Origin of the sequence: Algoriphagus locisalis (genome assembly GCF_900116615.1) — a bacterium.
Taxonomy (GTDB): domain Bacteria; phylum Bacteroidota; class Bacteroidia; order Cytophagales; family Cyclobacteriaceae; genus Algoriphagus; species Algoriphagus locisalis.
The window spans coordinates 307,997-326,523 of the sequence record NZ_FPBF01000002.1 but is presented as its reverse complement, the minus strand read 5'-3'; the positions used below and the strand labels follow the sequence as shown (position 1 = coordinate 326,523).

The following is an 18,527-nucleotide window of genomic DNA, read 5'->3' as shown; positions in this document are numbered from 1 at the left end:
CAAACCAAGTAATCAAAGAAACTAAGGTTTCTGTCCTGATTTCATTTATTCATAAAAGTATATAAACCCACCTCATCATGAGTTATTTATTCGAATCTTTTACTGGCTGGAAAAGCTATTGTGAAGAAAGAAAAATATCATTACCCGAATCTGTGATCGAATATGAAATAGATCAGAAAAACGGCTCAAATGATCAGATCAAAGCAGGTCTTCTGCAAGCTTATGGTGTGATGAAAGAAGCTGTGAAGACAGGTCTGGAGGAAGAAATGACTTCTAGGTCAGGAATGATAAATAATGGTGCAAAGAAGGTTTTCAATCATCCCTTATCAGTACTTTCTCCAGAATTTCAAAAGTTAATTTCCAGAGCCTTAGCAGCTAAAGAAGTCAATTCCTGCATGGGAAGAGTAGTGGCCGCCCCAACTGCAGGAGCTAGCGGCATACTTCCAGGTACCTTGGTTACCCTTCAGGAAATTCACGGATTAAGCGATGAGCAGATTGTAGAAGGACTTTTGGTAGGTGCAGGCATTGCTTTGATAATTGAAGAAAAAGCAAGTCTGGCGGGAGCTGTAGGAGGATGCCAGGCAGAAACTGGTTCTGCGGCGGCTATGGCCTCAGGTGCGATTGTGTATTGCCTAGGTGGAAATACAGACCAGATTTTCAATGCGGTGGCAGTGACCATACAATGTATGCTGGGACTGATTTGTGATCCGGTCGCAGGATTGGTAGAAGTACCTTGCGTAGTTAGAAATGCCAGCGCAGCGGCCATTGCATTCAGTTCAGCACAGATCGCTTTAGCCAATGTAAGCGCTGTAATTCCTGTGGATGAATGTGTAGAAGCGATGGGTGAAGTCGGGGCTTCCATGGAAAGCCGCTACAAGGAAACTGCCATGGGTGGATTGGCGGCAACCTTAACCGGACAGGCTATTTCTGAGCGGGTTCTGATAAAAGATATAGAAATCTTGCCCGATGAAGAGCTAGATGAATAAGTGTTGAACAAAAGGCACTGCTAATATTTTATCAATACTCAAACTGATCACTACTGCCCAAAGACATGCACTCCAAAGCATATGGAGGTAAATATGTCTTTTTTTGACACCAAAGGACACCATGATCAGTGTGCCGCCTATAGGTGTAAACAATAATGGCGTGAAGAAAGCGACGCCAATTTCTCCGTATTTTCTCCATAGGTGAACTATTTGCCTATTTTTCTTGGAGAAAATCAGCTTGGGTCTTCTTTGGAAATTCCCTTCGAAAAGAGCTTTTATTTTGGATCCAAGAAGTGTGAAAATCAATACGCTGGTCATCATTCCAGCGATAGTTATCACTATATTTTCTAAAACTGAATACCCTGCAGCAGAACCTAGAACAGGTGCAGCCAGAAACTTAAAACAACTCAGAAAGTAAATTCCTAGCAGGGTAAGGATGTTTTCGATCATAAAAGGAAGAACAAATAGGCAGCATAGCTAAGCAAGAGCAGGGTCCCTTCCACTTTTGAAACTCTCATCTTCGTACGCATCAGTACGAATAAGAACAGCGTAATTCCAAGCATCCAAAGGAAGTCTGAATCGATAAATTCCTGCGAAACTCCAATCGGCTTTATGATCGCTGTGAGGCCGATTATGGATAGAATATTCATGATGTTACTGCCAAGAATATTACCTAGTGCTAAATCCGTTCTTTTGGATAAAGCAGCTATAATTGAGGTGATTAGCTCTGGCAGGCTTGTGCCAATAGCAATTATCGTCACTCCGATTACACGTTCGGAAACACCGAATTCTCTGGAGATCTTTACAGCATTGGTCACCAAGAGTTCAGATCCAAAATATAACCCTAACACACCACCGACGAATAAGCCAATAGAAGCCAACCAAGAGTAATTTTTCACTTGCTCTATTTCCTCTTCTACTTCAGTATTATCTACCAAATCAGCTGAGGGGCTTTTGAATAGATAAATGTTGAATCCTATAAATAATCCGAAAAGTAAGATACCTTCCCAAAAGCCGATGAGTCCGTTATAACTTAATCCGTAAAAAAGGATTGATACCAATAAAGTGACCAAATAATCAATTTTGATATGACTGCGCTTAATCAGGATAGGATAAAAAATCCCGCTTATTCCTAGCACCAAGCCGATATTGGCGATGTTAGAACCGACTACATTTCCAATAGAAATATCACTGTTTCCTTTCAATGCTGCATTTAAGCTCACCAATAACTCAGGGGCAGATGTTCCAAAAGCAACCACAGTCATTCCGATAAGACCAGCACTCATGCCTAGTTTTACAGCCATGGCAGATGCGCCGTCCACTAAGATTTTTCCTCCGTACAAAAGAATGATAAGCCCTAGAAATAAAAGAAAATATGGAAGCATACTGTGATTAAAGTTTTGGGCCAAAAGAAAGGTCGCCTGCATCGCCAAGGCCTGGTACGATGTAAGATTGGTGATTTAGTTTTTCATCAACTGCTCCAATCCATAGGGAGTAGGAGCAAGAAATGTTTGCTTTGATGTATTGGATGCCCTCAGGAGCTGCAATTACTGAGGCTATATGAATATGCTTTGGGGTTCCGTGGCTTAGTAGCGTTTGGATAGACTCGACGAGTGATTTGCCTGTAGCTAGCATAGGGTCTGCCAAGATTATAATCTTTCCTTCCAGGTTAGGACTTGCATGGTACCCCAAGTGAACATTGATTTCCCCAGGTGAACTTTCATCTCGGAAAGCACCGATGAACCCGCTTTCGGCTTTATCAAAGTAATTTAAAAAGCCATTAGAAAAGGGTAAGGATGCTCTCATTACTGAGATGATTACTGGGTTTTCTGTAGTAGAATCTACAGTGGTGGTCGTGAGAGGAGTTTGAATAGTCTCCTGAGAATATTCGAAAGACTTTGATATTTCATAGGCTAAAATCTCGCCCATTCTCTCTAGATTTTTCCGAAACCTCATCCTGTCATTTTGGATGCGCACATCTCTCATTTCTCTTAGGAAATGATTGGCCAAAGAAGGGGTGTCAGATAGAATAAACATGCTGCGAAGATAAAATAAAAACCCGGCTCTTTTGAAACCGGGTTTTTGATCAGGTCGAAATAATTGTTATTTCACTTCGAAGCTTGCTCTTCTAGCTAGTTGTCTTGCATCAGCAGATGATTTATCCACACTAGTGTCTTCGCCATATCCTTTGTATGAAAGTCTTGAAGAGTCAACTCCAGAAGAAATCAGGATGTCATAAACAGCCTTAGCTCTTCTTTCAGAAAGTTTCATGTTGTAATCTTCAGGGCCTAATTCGTCAGCATACCCTGTGATTTCAATACTTACACCTGGATTTTTTTTCAAGAAGTTAGATACATAGTTGGCTGCGCTTGTAGAGTATCCCAGTGGTTTGGCGCTATCGAATGCGTAGTAAACATTTACATAACCATCGTTGATAGCTTTCTTTAAGAAATCAACTTCCTCTTTTACTTCTTCAACGGGACACCCATTGGTAGATGCTGGGCCAGGAAGGAATGGACACTTGTCCGCGTGGTCAGGAGTTCCATCACCGTCAGAATCCAAGGCCATACCTGCGGAGTTAACTCTGGCTCCTGCCGGGGTGTTCGGTTCTTTATCCAAGTAATCAGGAACGCCATCACCATCAGAATCTTTCAACATGTCTTTGATACCGTTGATCTCAGTAGCCAATTCCTCTTTAGTGGCATACTTATCAGCAGCGATGAACCAGTCGGCATGCTCTTCATGTTTTCCTAGGTAGAAATTAAGTCCCAATGTTCCTGTCCACCATGTTCCTGGCGCGTGCACGAGTGGATTCACTAATGGATCAATTGGTTGCTCAGAGGCATTGTATTGATTTCCATCGAATGTATAAGTTTGTCTGCCATTATAAATCATGGAGATATCACTCGTTAGCGCTATACGCTGACCTAATTTCAATTGTGCAGTCAATCCAGTAATGAAATTGTACACATAGTCCGGCTGTGTATTGAGAATAGTCTGTTCAAAACTTAATCGGCCAGCTCCAGCCCCAAAATGGCCTAGTATTCCAAAGTTCCTTGTAAAGGATTCAAAGTTCATGATTCGTCCTAGGTTGGCGACCATTTGGATATTTCCTCTGAAGTAATTTGTGGTAAATTCAGGACTATTGCCTTTTGCTTCAGAAAAAGAGCCAAATCCACCATCGGCTTTCAAACCGAATTTTTCATTGAACATATAGCGCACGCCAAAGTCAAGGTGCCCAATGTTCAAGGTAGGCGAAAGATATCCTGGGGTGAGTGGAGCCATAGCCTTATTAAAACCAGCGTTTGTCTCTATAGACCAGTGATTGAATTCATTTTGGGCTAATACAAGATTTGCTAAACCCAATAGGACAAGGGTAAGTAATTGTTTTTTCATTAGAATGAAAGGTGCTTTTAGGATGATTTTGCAAAAGTGTACAATATCTGTGCTCAATTCAAGTAAATCTTGGGTATAAAAAAAACCCGGTAAGTGCCGGGCTTTCATTAAAGTTATTCTTCTTCAGGTTTCATTTTTTCTTCAGGTTTTGGGGGCTCCACAAGGTCTTCTCCCTTCAAATAAGTTGGGAGGTTTAGCCCTGCCATATTGAAGAGTTCATTCAATGGCGGAACAGTTTTCATCATTCCTGAGACAAAATTGGCGGTTGAGCCATTTCCATTTTCACCCTGACCTGAATCCCATACAGTGATCTTATCGATCTTGATGTTCTTCACTGCTTCTACTTGAGTTTTTACCAATTCAGGTAGTTTCTCAATCAAAAGAAGCTGGAATGCTTTGGTTGGGTCTCCACCCGCCGCGCTCACTACTTCACGGTAACCCTCTGCCTGCTTAGTCAGGATTTCATAAAGACCTTTTGCTTCCGCATCCATTTTGGCAAAGATAGCATCAGCCTCACCTTTCGCTTGCTCTCTGATTCGCTCAGCTTCTGCTTGCGCTTCGATGATAGCACGCTGTTTGGCTATTTCTGCCGGAACTACCACGTTTGCATTTTGAGTAGAACGTTCTCTGTCCGCTCTGGCTGTTTCTGCTTTTTGCTCCGCAAGATATGCTTCTTCCAACGCTCTTGCACTCTGTACTTTTTCTGATGCTAGAGCGATTCTTAAGGCCTCTGCTTCTTTTTCCCTCCGTTGCGCATCGGATTGCGCAATGGAAATTTTAGCTTCGTTTTCTCCTTTGATTGCGATGGCATTTGCTTCGGAGGTTTTAACCCGTGTATCTCGCTGTGCTTCAGCTTTACCGATACTCTCATCTTTGGCAGCTTCGGCTATGCTTACTTCTCGGTTTTTATTGGTTATGGCAATTTTCACATCGCGGTCCCGCTGGGTGTCTGCGATCTGAACATCCTTTTCACGATCGGCTAAAGCCTTTCCGGTTTCTCCGATTTTTTCTTGCTCAGCAACGGATATTTTTGCTTCATTGATCGCCTTTGCAGCAGCTTCCTTACCTAGCGCTTCAATGTATCCAGATTCGTCCTTGATATCTGTTACGTTGACGTTGATCAGTTTCAAGCCGATTTTCTTTAGCTCGCTATCCACGTTTTTAGAAATGCTCTCCAGAAATTTATCTCGATCAGAGTTGATCTCTTCGATAGTCATGGTCGCAATTACCAAGCGCAACTGGCCGAAAAGGATGTCTTTTGAAAGTTCCTGAATCTGCTCGTGAGCCAAGCCTAGCAAACGCTCAGCGGCGGTATTCATCGTATCTGTGTCGGTAGAAATAGCAATTGTAAATCGACATGGGACGTCCACGCGGATATTCTGACGGCTTAGTGCATTTGTCAAATTAGCTTCGATGGAAATCGGCTTCAAATCCAGGTAAGCATAATCCTGAATCACTGGCCAGATGAAAGCGCCACCACCGTGAATACAGCGAGCGGAAGTTCCGCCGGTCTTGCCATAGACCACAAGGATTTTATCAGATGGGCAGCGCTTGTAGCGGGAGACAAGTGCCAGAATAGTCACAAAGGCGACAACCGTCGCGACGACGATGAGAATTAAAGGATCCATAAAAGAATTAAGTTAAAGCTTTTCTACGATAAGGATATTGCCACTTTCTACCCGTTTGATCTTTACGGTGGCATTGGTTTCAATTTTGTCCTGCTCAGTCATGGCGTCTATTTCACGCACTGAACCATTCAGGCTGACCATGATTTTGCCCTTTCCCTGCATTCTGCCTGGGATAGCCAGATACACATCAGCAATTTTGTCCAGCGTTTTTTCAAGACGGAACGTATTGTCTTCTCCGAGTTTTTGAATCTGCTTAATGATGAGGAAAAAGAAATAGACAAAAGCGAAGCCTACCGCTAAACTGATAAGTATAAGTAGGGTGGTATTTGGAATAAGGTTGTAAAAAGAGATTCCAGTCCAGCTGAAGCCCAGAAGGAAATTGATTAGGTTTCTAAGCGAAAACATCTGAAATGGAGCTTCTCCACCATCCAAATCTCCATCAAAATCAGCTTCCAAACCATCCGAACTTCCTCCTCCAACAAAAGTGAGGATGGTCTGTAGGACAAAAATCAATGAAACCGGTATGGCGATGTACCAGAATATTTTTAGTTGAGGATCTAGCCCATTTAAGAATTCCATGATCAGAAAAGTTAAGATTTGATTCAATAGCCTTCCGGTTGAGGTCTGGATGGAATTGAGTCTAATAATATCGAAAAATCCCCTAATTCCACCGTTTGGGGAAGATTATTTTGTTAGAATCGCTCCTAGAAAAAATCTGATTGGCAAGGATTACATCAAAAATAAGCACTTAGAAAGGCAAAAAGCCCGAATATTCATGATATGCGGGCTTTTTTAACTATGATTTATCTCAGTCACATTGTATCGTCTTTTCGAGTTTGGAGAGGTCAAAGCCTTTCTCCTCGACTCTTTGTAAAATGCCATCATAAGTAGCTTGATCCATTTCCTGAGTTCGTGAAAGGATCCACAAATACTTGCGATTCGGATGACCTACCACGGCATAGGAGTAATCCTTTGCCAAATCTATAATCCAGTATTTGCCCTTGAATGGCCAAAAGAACTGGACATTGAGTTTGGCATTTCCAGATCCATCTTCTACAAATGCTTTAGCAATCGAGGTTTTGGTTTTCCCTTTCTCTGGAAGATTGCAGGAGTTCTCGACCTTGATAGTTCCATCTTCATTGGCAGTATAAGTTGCTTTGGTACACGTACAACCTTTCTGAAATGACTGCGGGAATGATGCTATTTCATACCATTCTCCAGCGTATTTCTTAAGATCCACATAGGGAACTGTTTCCAGATCTTGAGCTTGAGTAGAATGTGATAAAAACATCAATCCGGCTGCAGCCAATATTGGCATTGCCAAAGCAAATTTTTCAGTGTTGTTTAAGGTTCTCATATTAGTTGGTTTGGTTAAATTTAAATGGGGCGGTTGATCGGTTTTTGTACCCATGGATATTAATGGCGATGAATAGCACGATTGCTCCAATCAGTGCTGTCCATTGTAAGTTTGAGATGCTTCCCCAGTGTCTCACTGCAATTGCGATCAACGCCCAAACGCCCACAGAAGCAAATTCCCTTAAGTTTCTCGTAGCAATCATAAATAGATTCAGAATGACGGCAAGGATGATCATCACAATAGCCCAAGTCTCTTCTGGAATTCCACCTGTCCAGCCAGCTTTGGCCAAGTATGCAGAAATATTTGCAATTGTTGCCACAGCGATCCAACCGCTGTAAAGCGCAATTGGCCACCAGAGCCAAAAGATAATCGGACGTGGAGCATTCCATCGTTCCATATTGGTGGCCAAAATGATGATGACCAGACTTGCCAATATTCCAAGCATTACTATGACGCTAATTCCGGTATGCTCCATGAGCCACATGTAGATCCATAGTCCGTTACCTATGTTAGCCATGATCAGATAGGGGCCAATTTGGGAGAGAAAATCAGAATCATTTTTTGGGCTAAATGCTCGGTAAATAAAGAATATAGCCTGTGCGAAAAGAGCCAAAAAGATCAATCCCCATATGGAAAAGGCATAGCCAGCTGGAGTAAATAGATTTTCATAATCTGAACTTAGGGAGCTCACAGTATTCCCATTTAGGCCTTTAGCATTCACCCAATAATTCCAGAATATCACTGCGACAAGCACGATCATATTCAGGATGGCATATACTTTATGTGAGTTTTTCATTAGTTCTTAATTGGCTTTAGCTGTTGTAATAAGGTTGGGATCAGTTCCGTGACGGTTGGGTGCGTTTGTACGGATTTCATTAGGGTCTTATAGCTCAATTTACCATACATGGCGGTCAAAAATGTACCAATGATTTCATCTCCACCAGTTCCAAATACTGCGGCTCCCAGAATTTGCTCGGTTTCAGCATCTACGATTACTTCCATTTTACCCTGAGTTTCTCCTTTTTCCTTTGCTCTGGAGATTTCACTCATCGGCATGCGGGCAAACAACAGATTTTTCCCAGACTCTTTTGCCTGAGAAAGTGTCATTCCTGCTCTACCCAATGGCGGGTCGATGTACAAAGCATAGTTGATGATCCGATCGTCCAAAGTCCTTTTCTTTTCTCCGAAAAGCTGATCTTCCATGATCTCATAATCATTGTAAGCTGTATGCGTAAAAGCTCCTTTTCCATTGCAATCACCTAAAGCGAAGATCCCTTCAATGTTTGTTTCCAACTTGGAATTCACGTCGATAAACCCTCTTTTATTTATATCTAAACCGGCTTTTTCTGGTTTCAAGAGATCGGAATTGGGCATCCTTCCCGTTGCGATTAGCAAATGAGTGCCACTGATTTTCTGATCTTTTCCGTCCTTTTGAAAAGAAACTGTTACACTATCTGATTTCTTGTTTTTCCCTTTGAGGCAGTGCGCGCCGCAGATCACTTTTATGCTTTCCTTTTCTAAAACTTCCCGGACTTGTTCGGAGGTATGCTGATCTTCTTTCGAAATCAGGTAATCGCCCATTTCCAAGACAGTGACCTTTGATCCCAAGCGTTTGAAAATCTGCGCAAACTCTAATCCTATATAACTTCCGCCTATTATTATTAAACGCTCAGGTAATTTTTCAAGCTGAAGAATTGACGTATTTGTCAGGTAGTCAACGTCCTCAAATCCCTCTGGAATTCTAGCTCTGGCGCCTACATTTAGAAAGATCTTGTAAGATTTCAGGACTCTGGAACCAACTTTCAATCTAGTTTTATCTATGAATGAAGCTGTCCCTCTAATCATCGTAACCTGAGGTGAATCTGCCAGAGATTTTCTGATTCCAAGTCTAGACTGGTTGACCAGTTTGTCTTTTCGTTTCTTGATTGATTTTAAGTTGACTTTGGGCGATTTGGGTACTTCGATTCCCAGATTAGGAGCGTTTGCTATAGCCCACGCGGCTCTTGCACTTGCCACGTAAGCTTTTGTGGGAGTGCATCCGGTGTTGACGCAAGTTCCGCCAAGTGCAGCTTTCTCGACTATTGCCACTTTCCATTTTTCCTTGGCTAGCGCCAAAGCAAGAGGATTTCCTGCTTGGCCAGATCCAACTATAATGGCGTCAAAAGTTTCTACTCTGTCCTCTATCATGGGCAAAAAAGTTTGGTGGATGAACTTTGTTTCTCTAAAAGTTACAAACACAAAGCCAGACATAAAAAAAGAGGAGCCTATATCTAGACTCCTTCGATAATGAGAATTGTGTTTTTAGCTTTTTGAAATCATCCAATTGCGCACGTTCCCATGGAATTCGTTGATCGCTTTGGTGTGAAAATATGGATAAATGACTTTGTCTCTGAACCAAGAGCCACTTCGGTAAAAAGTTTTGTGGGAAACTTCTGTTTTTCCATTCGGAAGGGAATTGAATCGAATAAACTGGGATCCTTCAGATTTAGAGTTTTCCAAGTAGCAAATTCGGATCAGCTTTTTCGATTTGTCTATCTCCATGACTTCATGGCCTACTTGAATTTTTATGGCTCCATTGAAGACATGTAAATTCAAAATAAGCACTTGGCCTTCACCCATTCCACCGGTATAAATTTGCCCTGGAAAAACCTCTTCTCCGGTTTTTCTGGAATATAATTGGTGGAAATGAATCATTTTTCCGCTCCAGGCTTGTTCTGGTGAAATGTTTACATAGCTATCCCAGACAGTATCAAAATCCTGGTCATACACATATGTCTCGAGATGTTCATGATAGTTGGGGTCGGTGTCTTCGTAGCAGATAGAGCTTAGTTTCGTAAAATCAAATTCAGAGTTTACGCTTTTTTCCTGGGTGGTTTCTTCCATGGGTGGTTAGGTTCGCTTTAGCGAATGGAGCGTTAAAGAAAGCAAATGTGCAGTGATTCCCCAACCTTTAAATGATAAGAGAGGGCTTTTCAATGAAAGGCCATAAAAAAAAGAGGAGCCTTTTATAGCTCCTCTCAAATTAAAATGCTCTTTCTTTCAGGTGTTCATCAAGATCGATCTTGTCAATTCCTTTTGACATCCATTCCGGAGCTTCCGCCCCTTTCAGATGATGGTCAAAGAATTCCATCATCCGCACGGAGTAATCTTTTCTATTTTCAAGTTTACCTAAGCCGTGGTTTTCACCTTTGTATTGTACCAAAATCACTGGCTTTTTCAATCTTCTCAAAGCCGAGTAATACTCTATTCCCTGAGTGAAGTCCACTGCACCGTCTTTGTCATTGTGAAGCATTAAAAGCGGTGTAGTTACATTCTTCACATGATAGACTGGACTATTTCGCTCGTAAGACTCCCAGTTTTCCCAAGGACCTCCAGTAAATCTGCCCTGAGAAGCCTCAAAGATCGACATGTTTCCTCCACCTGAATTCCAGTAAATCAAATCATACATGGAAATCATATTGGTCAGCGGAGCGCCCGCAGCACCAGCTTTGAACATATCTGTTTGAGTGATCAAAAATGCAGTTTGATAACCACCCCACGAATGACCGTGAATACCAATATTCTCTGCATCAATTACCCCCGTTTCAATGGCAGCTTTCACACCGGGAATTACACACCATACGGCAGACATGCCCGGATCATCCATAGTATAAACGATGTCTGGAATAAATACAGCAAAGCCATTGCTGGTGTAAATGTTCGGATTCCAGCCAGTTCCGCTATAGCCAGGATTTACCCAGTTGTGGCGAGTCTGGGATAGCTTCTCGTAGTAATAAACTACAGTCGGATATTTTTCGCCTTCTACATAATTTGCTGGTAGGAATAATGCTCCTTGTAGCGTATCGCCTTTGTCGGAAACATAATCCACCAGTCTTGTTCCTGCTGACCAAGAATAATTTCCTGCATCAGGTGCATTTTCGGTGATTTTTGTTGGGGATGAAAGCGAAGCATCAGCGACATAAATCTGATCTGGCTCGTTGAATTTTTCTTTGTTGAAGAAGTAAACTTCAGCATCCTCTGCTTTTTGTAGCGATCCAATGCTGGCATCCTCCCATACCAACGTCTCAGCTCCTGAAACTAAGCCTTTTTTGGAAGTATTAATCCTGGAAATCCCACTTTTTTTGGTCCATTCACCATAGGTTCTGATGTAGAGCGGCTTGCTAAGATTGATGCCTTTTTCATCTGGATCCAGCGAGAATCTGTATTGATATCTGATCTTATCAGTTCTTCCATTTAGAGTCAAATTAACCGCTTTCTCTTTTCCAGTCACAGGTACTTGCCAGATATCCCAACCATCATTCAATAACACATACTGACTATCGCTACTCCAGCCAAGAGAGCCTTGTAACGGCTTTTTCACATTATGATCGTCATCTTCATCGACAAAAGTTACAGGCAAACTAGCTGTCAGATTTGCTTCTTCACCTGACGCGATATCGTAGCTGTAGTAATTTCCATCATAACCATAAATCAACTTAGTGCCATCTGGAGAACTCCGAGGGTAGGAAGAATAGCCTGGAAGGTAGAAGTTGGTGAAAAGGGTCTTTTTCTCCCCAGTCATGAGGTCTACGATGTAAAAATCCTGGTAATTCTGTCCATCAAGATTGCTCTGAAGTTCATATGTCTGATTATCTGAACCAATCGCATATTTCTCCTTATCCAGAATGCTTAAGCTACGCATGGTACTGTCCTGAAGTGGGATGTGTTTGCCGGAAGCCACATTGTACATGGCATAGAAACTGTAGTTTTTATCTTGGTTTTCAAGTACTTGCTGACGAGACTGAAGACGGCTGTCGTTCCAATGCCAGATAGTCATATCTGGTTTGTCGGCGTCGTTGGCTTTTGGACTTACTTTACCGGAATCCAACTTCGAAAGTGCTTTTTTCAGGTCTGCAATTGAGTTCATCGAAGTGTCAGCCATGATTCTTTTCATCGCTTCAGACTCTGCAAGTTTCACAGAGTCCTTATCCAACTCTTTTTTGACATCTTCTTTTTTTGCCAAAACCAAAGGATGAATACCATAGAAAAGTCTGGTCAAATCCTCTGACCACATCGGGCGACGATTTGGGCTTATTGTGTATTCTTTAGAAAATCCTGTAGAATCTTTCGCAGGATCATAAACGGTCACCTGAGGACTGCTTAGGTTTTTTACCCCAACCAATTTCCCCTGATCTTGCTTATACTTTTTGTCTTTGACCATTTTTAGCGCAGCAAAAGCATCACCTTTTTCAGTCCAGTTGATTGACTTATAGGCAGCGTCATCAGAGTCCAGCACCGTAGTGCTGTTATTCGTCATGTTCAACAAGTAAATGCCGTTTCCGGATTGATTTGCAGCATCAACCGTGTAAGCGAGGTAGTTACCGCTTTTGTTGAATGAGAACTCAGCTACATTTCCGAGGTTTTGAGCTTTTTTGCTATTTAGATGATAAATCAACAAATCAGAACCTTTGGCATCTCCACCACCATCTTTAGTAAGGTTGATAGCAAGGTGTGTGGAGGCATCTCTGTTGAAAGAGAAATTGCTTACGTTTTCAAACGTTTTCTTGTCTTCTTTATCTGTGGAGCCCAACTTCATCAAGGTAAGCTTGTCATGAAGAGGTTTGCCCTTCGATTTTTTATTGGCTTCCTTTTCTTTGAAAGTCGGATATTCCTTAAAAGCAATCCACTTACTATCCTCACTAAATTCAATGGAAGGGTAGGTAGTAAATCCGATTTTAAAAGTTTGAGTGGAATCTGGATCGCTAACATATTGAAGGATCACTTCTCCGTCCGCTTCAAGAGCAGTCATCCCATAGGCAACCCATTTGCCATCGGGAGAGATTTGGAATGTGCCTGTGTTCATGGATTTCCAGGTTGGAATATCCTTCCAAGTCATGGGTTTGGGTGTGTCATCTTGAGCAAATGACAGGTTGCATATCAGGCAAAAAAGCCAGAAAAAGGTAAAGAGTTTTTTCATAGTAGTATTTGATTCAGATTTGAAAATAGGGAAAAATTGTGAGTTCGATGGATTAAGAAAAGTCACTTTGTCTGAAATCTTTGCTCTCGAGGTAATTAATTAGAGAGCTATTGGACTTAGCGCATATCAGGCGGGCAAGCATGAATCCAGAAATAAAATGTTGATTTTTGCCTTTATTTTATGTGATGATTCCAGCTCCGTAGGAGCGACACATTCTATTTCAATCCAAAAAATCAAACAAATATTTTTCATCGTAATCGATTTCAAATTTCTTTAGAAAACCTAGGTATTCTTCTCTAAATGTAACCTTTCGATGATGTATTGGTTGATTTAGGATGTACTTAACTACAATATCCAATTGAGATTTAGCATAGCTAAATGCGCCATAACCGTCTTGCCATTCAAATTCTCTTGACACTATTTTTTGCTCATTAATCCACTTAGATGAATTAGCCTTAATGTCTGATGCAAATTGCGAGACTGCGACTGTAGGGTGAAGTCCAACCAGCACATGGCAGTGATCTGGATTACAATAAATTGCCAGAGGTTTAGATTTTTTGTTTGAAATAATACCACAGATGTATTTTTCGATATGTTCTCTATTATTCTCGAGAATTAAGTTCTGCCTTCCCTTCACGGCAAATACAACTTGAATTAATAATTGGGTGTAGGTATTCGCCATGGTCTCTACATTTAGGTGGAAATGAAGAGATTAATTTAATTATAAGTTCTGAAAATTCATCATTTAAATAAGGTATCACCCGTCCGCTGAGCCAAGAATTGGAGAGCTCCAGAGGAGCGAAATCTTTGTAGAAAAGGACGGTCTTTAGTTTAAGTTAAGCTCCATAGGAGCGACACCTTTTAAAGCTTTTTCAAGATACCGCCCTGACGGGGCTTTGGCTAATATTGACATTTACATTCTACAAAGATATCGGCCCGCTGGGCCTGTTTGGTGAATAAGGTTTCAAAAGCTACTGAAAAGTAATAACGGATATTAAATTGAGAGCGTATACAAATTTCACATTTAGGATTGCTTCCTTAAATGAGCTCCAGAGGAGCGAAATCTTTGTAGAATTGATGGTTTCGGACTAAGCAAAGCTCCGTAGGAGCGACACCTTTAATTTGAATAATAGTGTCGCTCCTACGGAGCTATTGTTGTTTAATGTGGTTTATAAATTCTACTAAGATGATGGCCCGCTGGGCCTACAAGCGGCAATCTATTTTGGCAAAAATACTACACTAAAAACTTGACCACTACTTCTTATACACCACTTTTCCTCCTACCACGGTCATAGCAACTTTGGCATTTAATATTTCATCCTCCGGAACTTCCATAATATTCTTATCAAAAACTGTGAAGTCAGCAGCTTTTCCTACTTCAATTGAGCCTTTGAAATCCTCGTCAAATTCTGCAAATGCGCCATCCAAAGTGTATGATTTCAGAGCTTCGGCACGAGTCATTTTCTGATCTCCTTCGTAGCCGCCATTTGGCAATCCTTGCAACGTTTTACGCGTCACAGAAGCATAAAAAGAAGGGATAGGATCTACTGGTTCTACAGGCGCATCCGTTCCGTTGGTTACCACAGCTCCTGATTGCATTAGTTTCTGCCAAACATAAGCGCCATCGATAATTCTTTTCTCACCGAGTCTATCGATAGCCCAAGGGCGATCTGAACTTAAGTGAATCGCCTGCATCGCAGCGATCACGCCTAGTTCACCAAATCTAGGAATATCATCAGGATGTATATGCTGTGCATGCTCGATGCGGAATCTAAGCTTTTTGGAATCTGGGTAGTTTGCAAAAGCAGTCTCGTAGCGATCAAGAATTTCCTGATTTGCGCGGTCGCCAATAGCATGTGAGCAGACCTGAAAACCCGCTGGAATTGCTTTTTCGGATACTTCAGAAACAACCGACATCGGTAAAGTCTCATGACCCCTGTGGTCAGGTCTATCAGAATAATCTTCCAACAACCAAGCTCCACGATTCCCCAAAGCCCCATCGCAGTTCAGCTTGATCGAACGAACTGTCAGCATGTGATCTGCTGAGTCAATCATCGGTCCTTTTTTGTACCATTCCTCCAAAAGAGCTGGCTGAGTACCAGTTAACATCACATATTGGCGGACGGTAAGCTTTCCATCGTTTTTAAATTTCTGGATCAGGTCAATCACATTTTGTCCACTTCCAGCATCATGGAAACTCGTGATTCCTTTTTCATTTAGTTCTTTCAAAGCTAAAGTCAATGCTTCCTCCGCTCTTTCCGGTGTTTCAGCGGGGATCAATCTAGCGACCAAACCTGCTGCTTTTTCTGAAAGTATTCCCGTAGGATTGCCCAACTCATCCAGAATGATTTCTCCGCCTTCTACTTCTCCCGGTCTTTCGCCTTTCAGATTGCTAATGCCCGCTAGCTCCAATGCTTTGCCATTGGCGAAAGCTGCATGACCACTCGCATGTCTCAAAAACACAGGGTTGTCAGGTGAAACTTCATTGAGCTGCTCATTGGTCTGGAAGCCTTTCACTATTTTCTCAGGCTTTTCTATCCATTTGTCCTGATGCCAGCCACGACCCGTAATCCAATCGCCTGGCTTTGCTTTGGCGACAGCTTCGGCTACTTTCTCAACTAGCTCATCGTATGTTTTGACATACATCAGGTCCAGTTCCAGCTTGTTGTAGCCTATTCCCATCAAGTGGGCGTGGGATTCGATGATACCTGGAGTCATGGTTTCTCCATTCAAATCGATCACTTCTGTGCTTTCAGTTTTGTGTTTTTCGATTTCTTCTACAGATCCTACGGCTAGGATCATTCCGTCTTTAACGGCTACTGCTTCCGCTATTGGTTGGGATTCATTGACTGTGTAAATGATACCGTTTGTAAAAATCAGATCAGCAGGTTCGGCCTTGTCTGAAGAGCAAGAAATCAGGAAGATCCCCAAGATTGCTAGTAAGTAGATATTCTTCATGTGTTTGAATTTATTTTTTATGGCCACATGGAATCTCGCATCTTTGATATCATTACTAGTGTGTAACTATATGCCATACTCGATTTCATGGATTTATATTTAATCCGAAAGTACCTTTTTTCGGACTATCCAAAAAGTCAGTCCTGTATTTAGCGTATCCAGATTTTGCGCGATTCTCTAAACTTGCCTTCAGACTCCAGTCTTAAAATATATAATCCAGGAGCTAAAAAGTCAGCCTGAATCTCAATGTCTCTGTTTGCGGGAATCTCAATATCTCTCAATAATTCCTGTCCAAGTGAACTGATCAAAGTACCTGTGGAACTTTTATTCGTAATTATTTTGATTGGGCCACTACTTGGATTCGGGTATATTTTGATTTGGTATTCGTCTTCGTCAGGATTTGATTCCTCAGTTGAACTTAAATAAATCAATCCCCCGGCGCTAGTTCCCAGAATCAAATCAGTTGTGCCATAGAAGCCATCTGTGGCGGTGGTTATCCAAGTGTTTCTTCCCAGACGAGTTGGACGATTCGTATCACCGATTTGGACCAAAACTTCCGAAATGGTAGCGGATTGCATAAAGTCCTCGACTTTACTGATTATTCCATTTTGATCAACTACATAGAGATCAGGGTTGGTTTTATCTACTACTGCCACACTTAGATTTCGGTTTGCTGGATTATCCTTGAACTCTAGAAAGTCTGAAGCTTGAAGAACTGCGGTGTTTGAGGCGAAATCAATTTGATATAAATCCAAGCTCCCGTTTTGCGAAGCGACAAGCATGTGATCTTCATTCTCAAAGTTGAAAAACTGAAGGTAATCCCCCCGCTGGGGTAGGTAACCAGTCAATGTAAGTGGCAGATATTCTAACTCATTTAATTCATAAACTAGCTGGGTTGGGATGCTTCCTTGTCTTGATATTCCGGTGATCAGCTGGTGAAGTCTATTTTCTTTATCCCTGAAATATAATTTTTGGGCATCTATAAGTTTTAGCTTTTCAAGTGCCTCATTGAAAATATCTACAAAAATGAACACACCACTTTCTAGGGAAAACATGGATTCTCTGGCGATTACTTCTCCATTTTTAATTCTATTTGAGATAATTACTAAGTTGCCATTTGTGTTGCTCCCAATATGGAAAGGCTTAGTATTTTCTCCCAAATCAATCATCTGATTTTGTAAGAAATTGTAATCAGCATTGCCCTGCGCATCAATTTTTACGATTGAATTGGTAAAATCAATTCCGAAATTGAAGGAAGCCTCACTTGTGTTTAAGGACACAAGAAGTTCGTCGTCATTCTGTTGTCCAATATGGAAAAGCGGGAAAGTGGGCAAATCCCCATAGTATGGTAAGGAATTGCTAAAGCTGGTGAAAATGGGCTCAATCGAGGAGCCGGAGTTTGGAAGAAAATAAAGAATGTTGCATTCATCACGTCCAAGAAGAAGATCTTCCAATCCATCTCCATCCAGATCCTGATACAAAATTGAATGTCCGCCGGCGTGTAGGATTTTGTCATTTTCGTCCGAAAGAATTCGAGAATTCAAATCTTGTCCAGAGCAGGTTTTTCCGAAGGAAATATCTCCGCAGCCGCAAAATTCAAACTTTCCCCAGTGAGTGATGGGGAATTCAAAACCATCCATGTCTGCGGTTCCTTTTCGCTCTACGCTGGTGTTCTTATAAAACTCCATGTAATCGCCTCCTGCAAAATGGAAAATCACTAAGTCTAAATCCCCGTCTCCATCTAGATCCTGAATCAGTGGAGTGTCGAGGTTGTTGGTTTGCATATTTCCAGCGCCATCCAGTCTGAGAAAATTTTGAGCTACTTCCCAAGAAATCTGCGAATTGGTAGAAGTGTTTTTATAAGCTTTTATTCCTAGCGCAGTCGAAGTGAAAAGATCTTTTTTTCCATCACCATCGAAGTCGGCTAAGACTACAAATCCACTAATGTCCGAGGGAAAGTAATAGCTCATTTCAGGCAGATGAGTAAATGTCTCACCGGCCTTTTTGAAAACCAGTAGTTGTCTGGAATTGATATCCCAAGTCACCCATTCTTCGATTCCATCGCCAGTCAGGTCGATAGTCTCGATTTGGGCGGAATTAATTCCTCCAGTAAATGGACTACTCAGAGTAACACCATTTATTTCTACTTGCGGAGACTGATCTATTCGATAAACTTCTTGTGCATTCAGATGAAAACTGCTGAGTAGAAAAATGAAAATCCAGATTTTGCGCATGGAATGGTGATC

General features: G+C 41.6%; 15 protein-coding genes. 1 reads left to right on the top strand and 14 read right to left on the bottom strand.

The features are described 5' to 3' along the window. The first annotated feature begins 77 nt into the window (after window positions 1-77). Complete coding sequence (gene sdaAA / locus BM386_RS06345) at window positions 78-986, top strand: L-serine ammonia-lyase, iron-sulfur-dependent, subunit alpha (RefSeq protein WP_091692231.1); 909 nt, start codon at window positions 78-80, stop codon at window positions 984-986. Here sdaAA and BM386_RS06340 read toward each other — a convergent pair. From BM386_RS06340 to BM386_RS06275, 14 genes are all read right to left on the bottom strand, one after another. After that, a complete protein-coding gene (locus BM386_RS06340) occupies window positions 975-1,436 on the bottom strand; it encodes a hypothetical protein (protein ID WP_091692230.1) in 462 nt (153 codons plus the stop codon). The two genes, sdaAA and BM386_RS06340, sit on opposite strands and share 12 nt — an antisense overlap. After that, window positions 1,433-2,371 (bottom strand): calcium/sodium antiporter, encoded by a 939-nt coding sequence (locus BM386_RS06335; protein WP_091692229.1) that lies wholly within the window; start codon window positions 2,369-2,371, stop codon window positions 1,433-1,435. The genes BM386_RS06340 and BM386_RS06335 overlap by 4 nt, the downstream gene beginning before the upstream one ends. Before the next feature lie 7 nt (window positions 2,372-2,378). Then, window positions 2,379-3,023, bottom strand: coding sequence for a uracil phosphoribosyltransferase (gene upp / locus BM386_RS06330; RefSeq protein WP_091692228.1), 645 nt, complete (start codon window positions 3,021-3,023; stop codon window positions 2,379-2,381). A gap of 66 nt (window positions 3,024-3,089) precedes the next feature. After that, window positions 3,090-4,382 carry an OmpA family protein gene (locus tag BM386_RS06325; RefSeq protein WP_091692227.1) on the bottom strand — a complete coding sequence of 431 codons (1,293 nt, stop codon included), beginning with the start codon at window positions 4,380-4,382 and terminating at the stop codon, window positions 3,090-3,092. Between the two features lie 113 nt (window positions 4,383-4,495). Beyond that, a complete protein-coding gene (locus BM386_RS06320; protein WP_091692226.1) occupies window positions 4,496-6,010 on the bottom strand; it encodes a flotillin family protein in 1,515 nt (504 codons plus the stop codon). A 12-nt stretch (window positions 6,011-6,022) separates the two neighbouring features. After that, window positions 6,023-6,589, bottom strand: a complete 567-nt coding sequence (locus BM386_RS06315; protein WP_170857049.1) for an NfeD family protein — start codon at window positions 6,587-6,589, stop codon at window positions 6,023-6,025. Window positions 6,590-6,818: 229 nt separating this feature from the next. Continuing rightward, window positions 6,819-7,367, bottom strand: a complete 549-nt coding sequence (locus tag BM386_RS06310; protein WP_091692225.1) for a lipocalin family protein — start codon at window positions 7,365-7,367, stop codon at window positions 6,819-6,821. A gap of 1 nt (window position 7,368) precedes the next feature. Continuing rightward, the gene (locus BM386_RS06305) at window positions 7,369-8,163 is read right to left on the bottom strand and encodes a hypothetical protein (RefSeq protein WP_091692224.1); all 795 of its coding nucleotides are present in this window, start codon (window positions 8,161-8,163) and stop codon (window positions 7,369-7,371) included. Further along, window positions 8,163-9,554, bottom strand: a complete 1,392-nt coding sequence (locus BM386_RS06300; RefSeq protein WP_091692849.1) for a mercuric reductase — start codon at window positions 9,552-9,554, stop codon at window positions 8,163-8,165. Before BM386_RS06300 ends, BM386_RS06305 begins: the two co-directional genes overlap by 1 nt. A 114-nt stretch (window positions 9,555-9,668) precedes the next feature. Next, entirely contained in the window at window positions 9,669-10,250 is a 582-nt protein-coding gene (locus tag BM386_RS06295; RefSeq protein ID WP_091692223.1) for a hypothetical protein, read from the bottom strand. A 139-nt stretch (window positions 10,251-10,389) separates the two neighbouring features. Next, entirely contained in the window at window positions 10,390-13,323 is a 2,934-nt protein-coding gene (locus tag BM386_RS06290) for a S9 family peptidase (protein WP_091692222.1), read from the bottom strand. 220 nt (window positions 13,324-13,543) lie between these two features. Then, window positions 13,544-14,005 (bottom strand): IS200/IS605 family transposase, encoded by a 462-nt coding sequence (tnpA, locus tag BM386_RS06285; RefSeq protein WP_091692221.1) that lies wholly within the window; start codon window positions 14,003-14,005, stop codon window positions 13,544-13,546. Window positions 14,006-14,577: 572 nt separating this feature from the next. Further along, window positions 14,578-16,281, bottom strand: coding sequence for an amidohydrolase (locus BM386_RS06280; RefSeq protein WP_091692220.1), 1,704 nt, complete (start codon window positions 16,279-16,281; stop codon window positions 14,578-14,580). 149 nt (window positions 16,282-16,430) lie between these two features. Then, window positions 16,431-18,515, bottom strand: a complete 2,085-nt coding sequence (locus BM386_RS06275) for a T9SS type A sorting domain-containing protein (RefSeq protein ID WP_091692219.1) — start codon at window positions 18,513-18,515, stop codon at window positions 16,431-16,433. Window positions 18,516-18,527 lie beyond the last annotated feature (12 nt).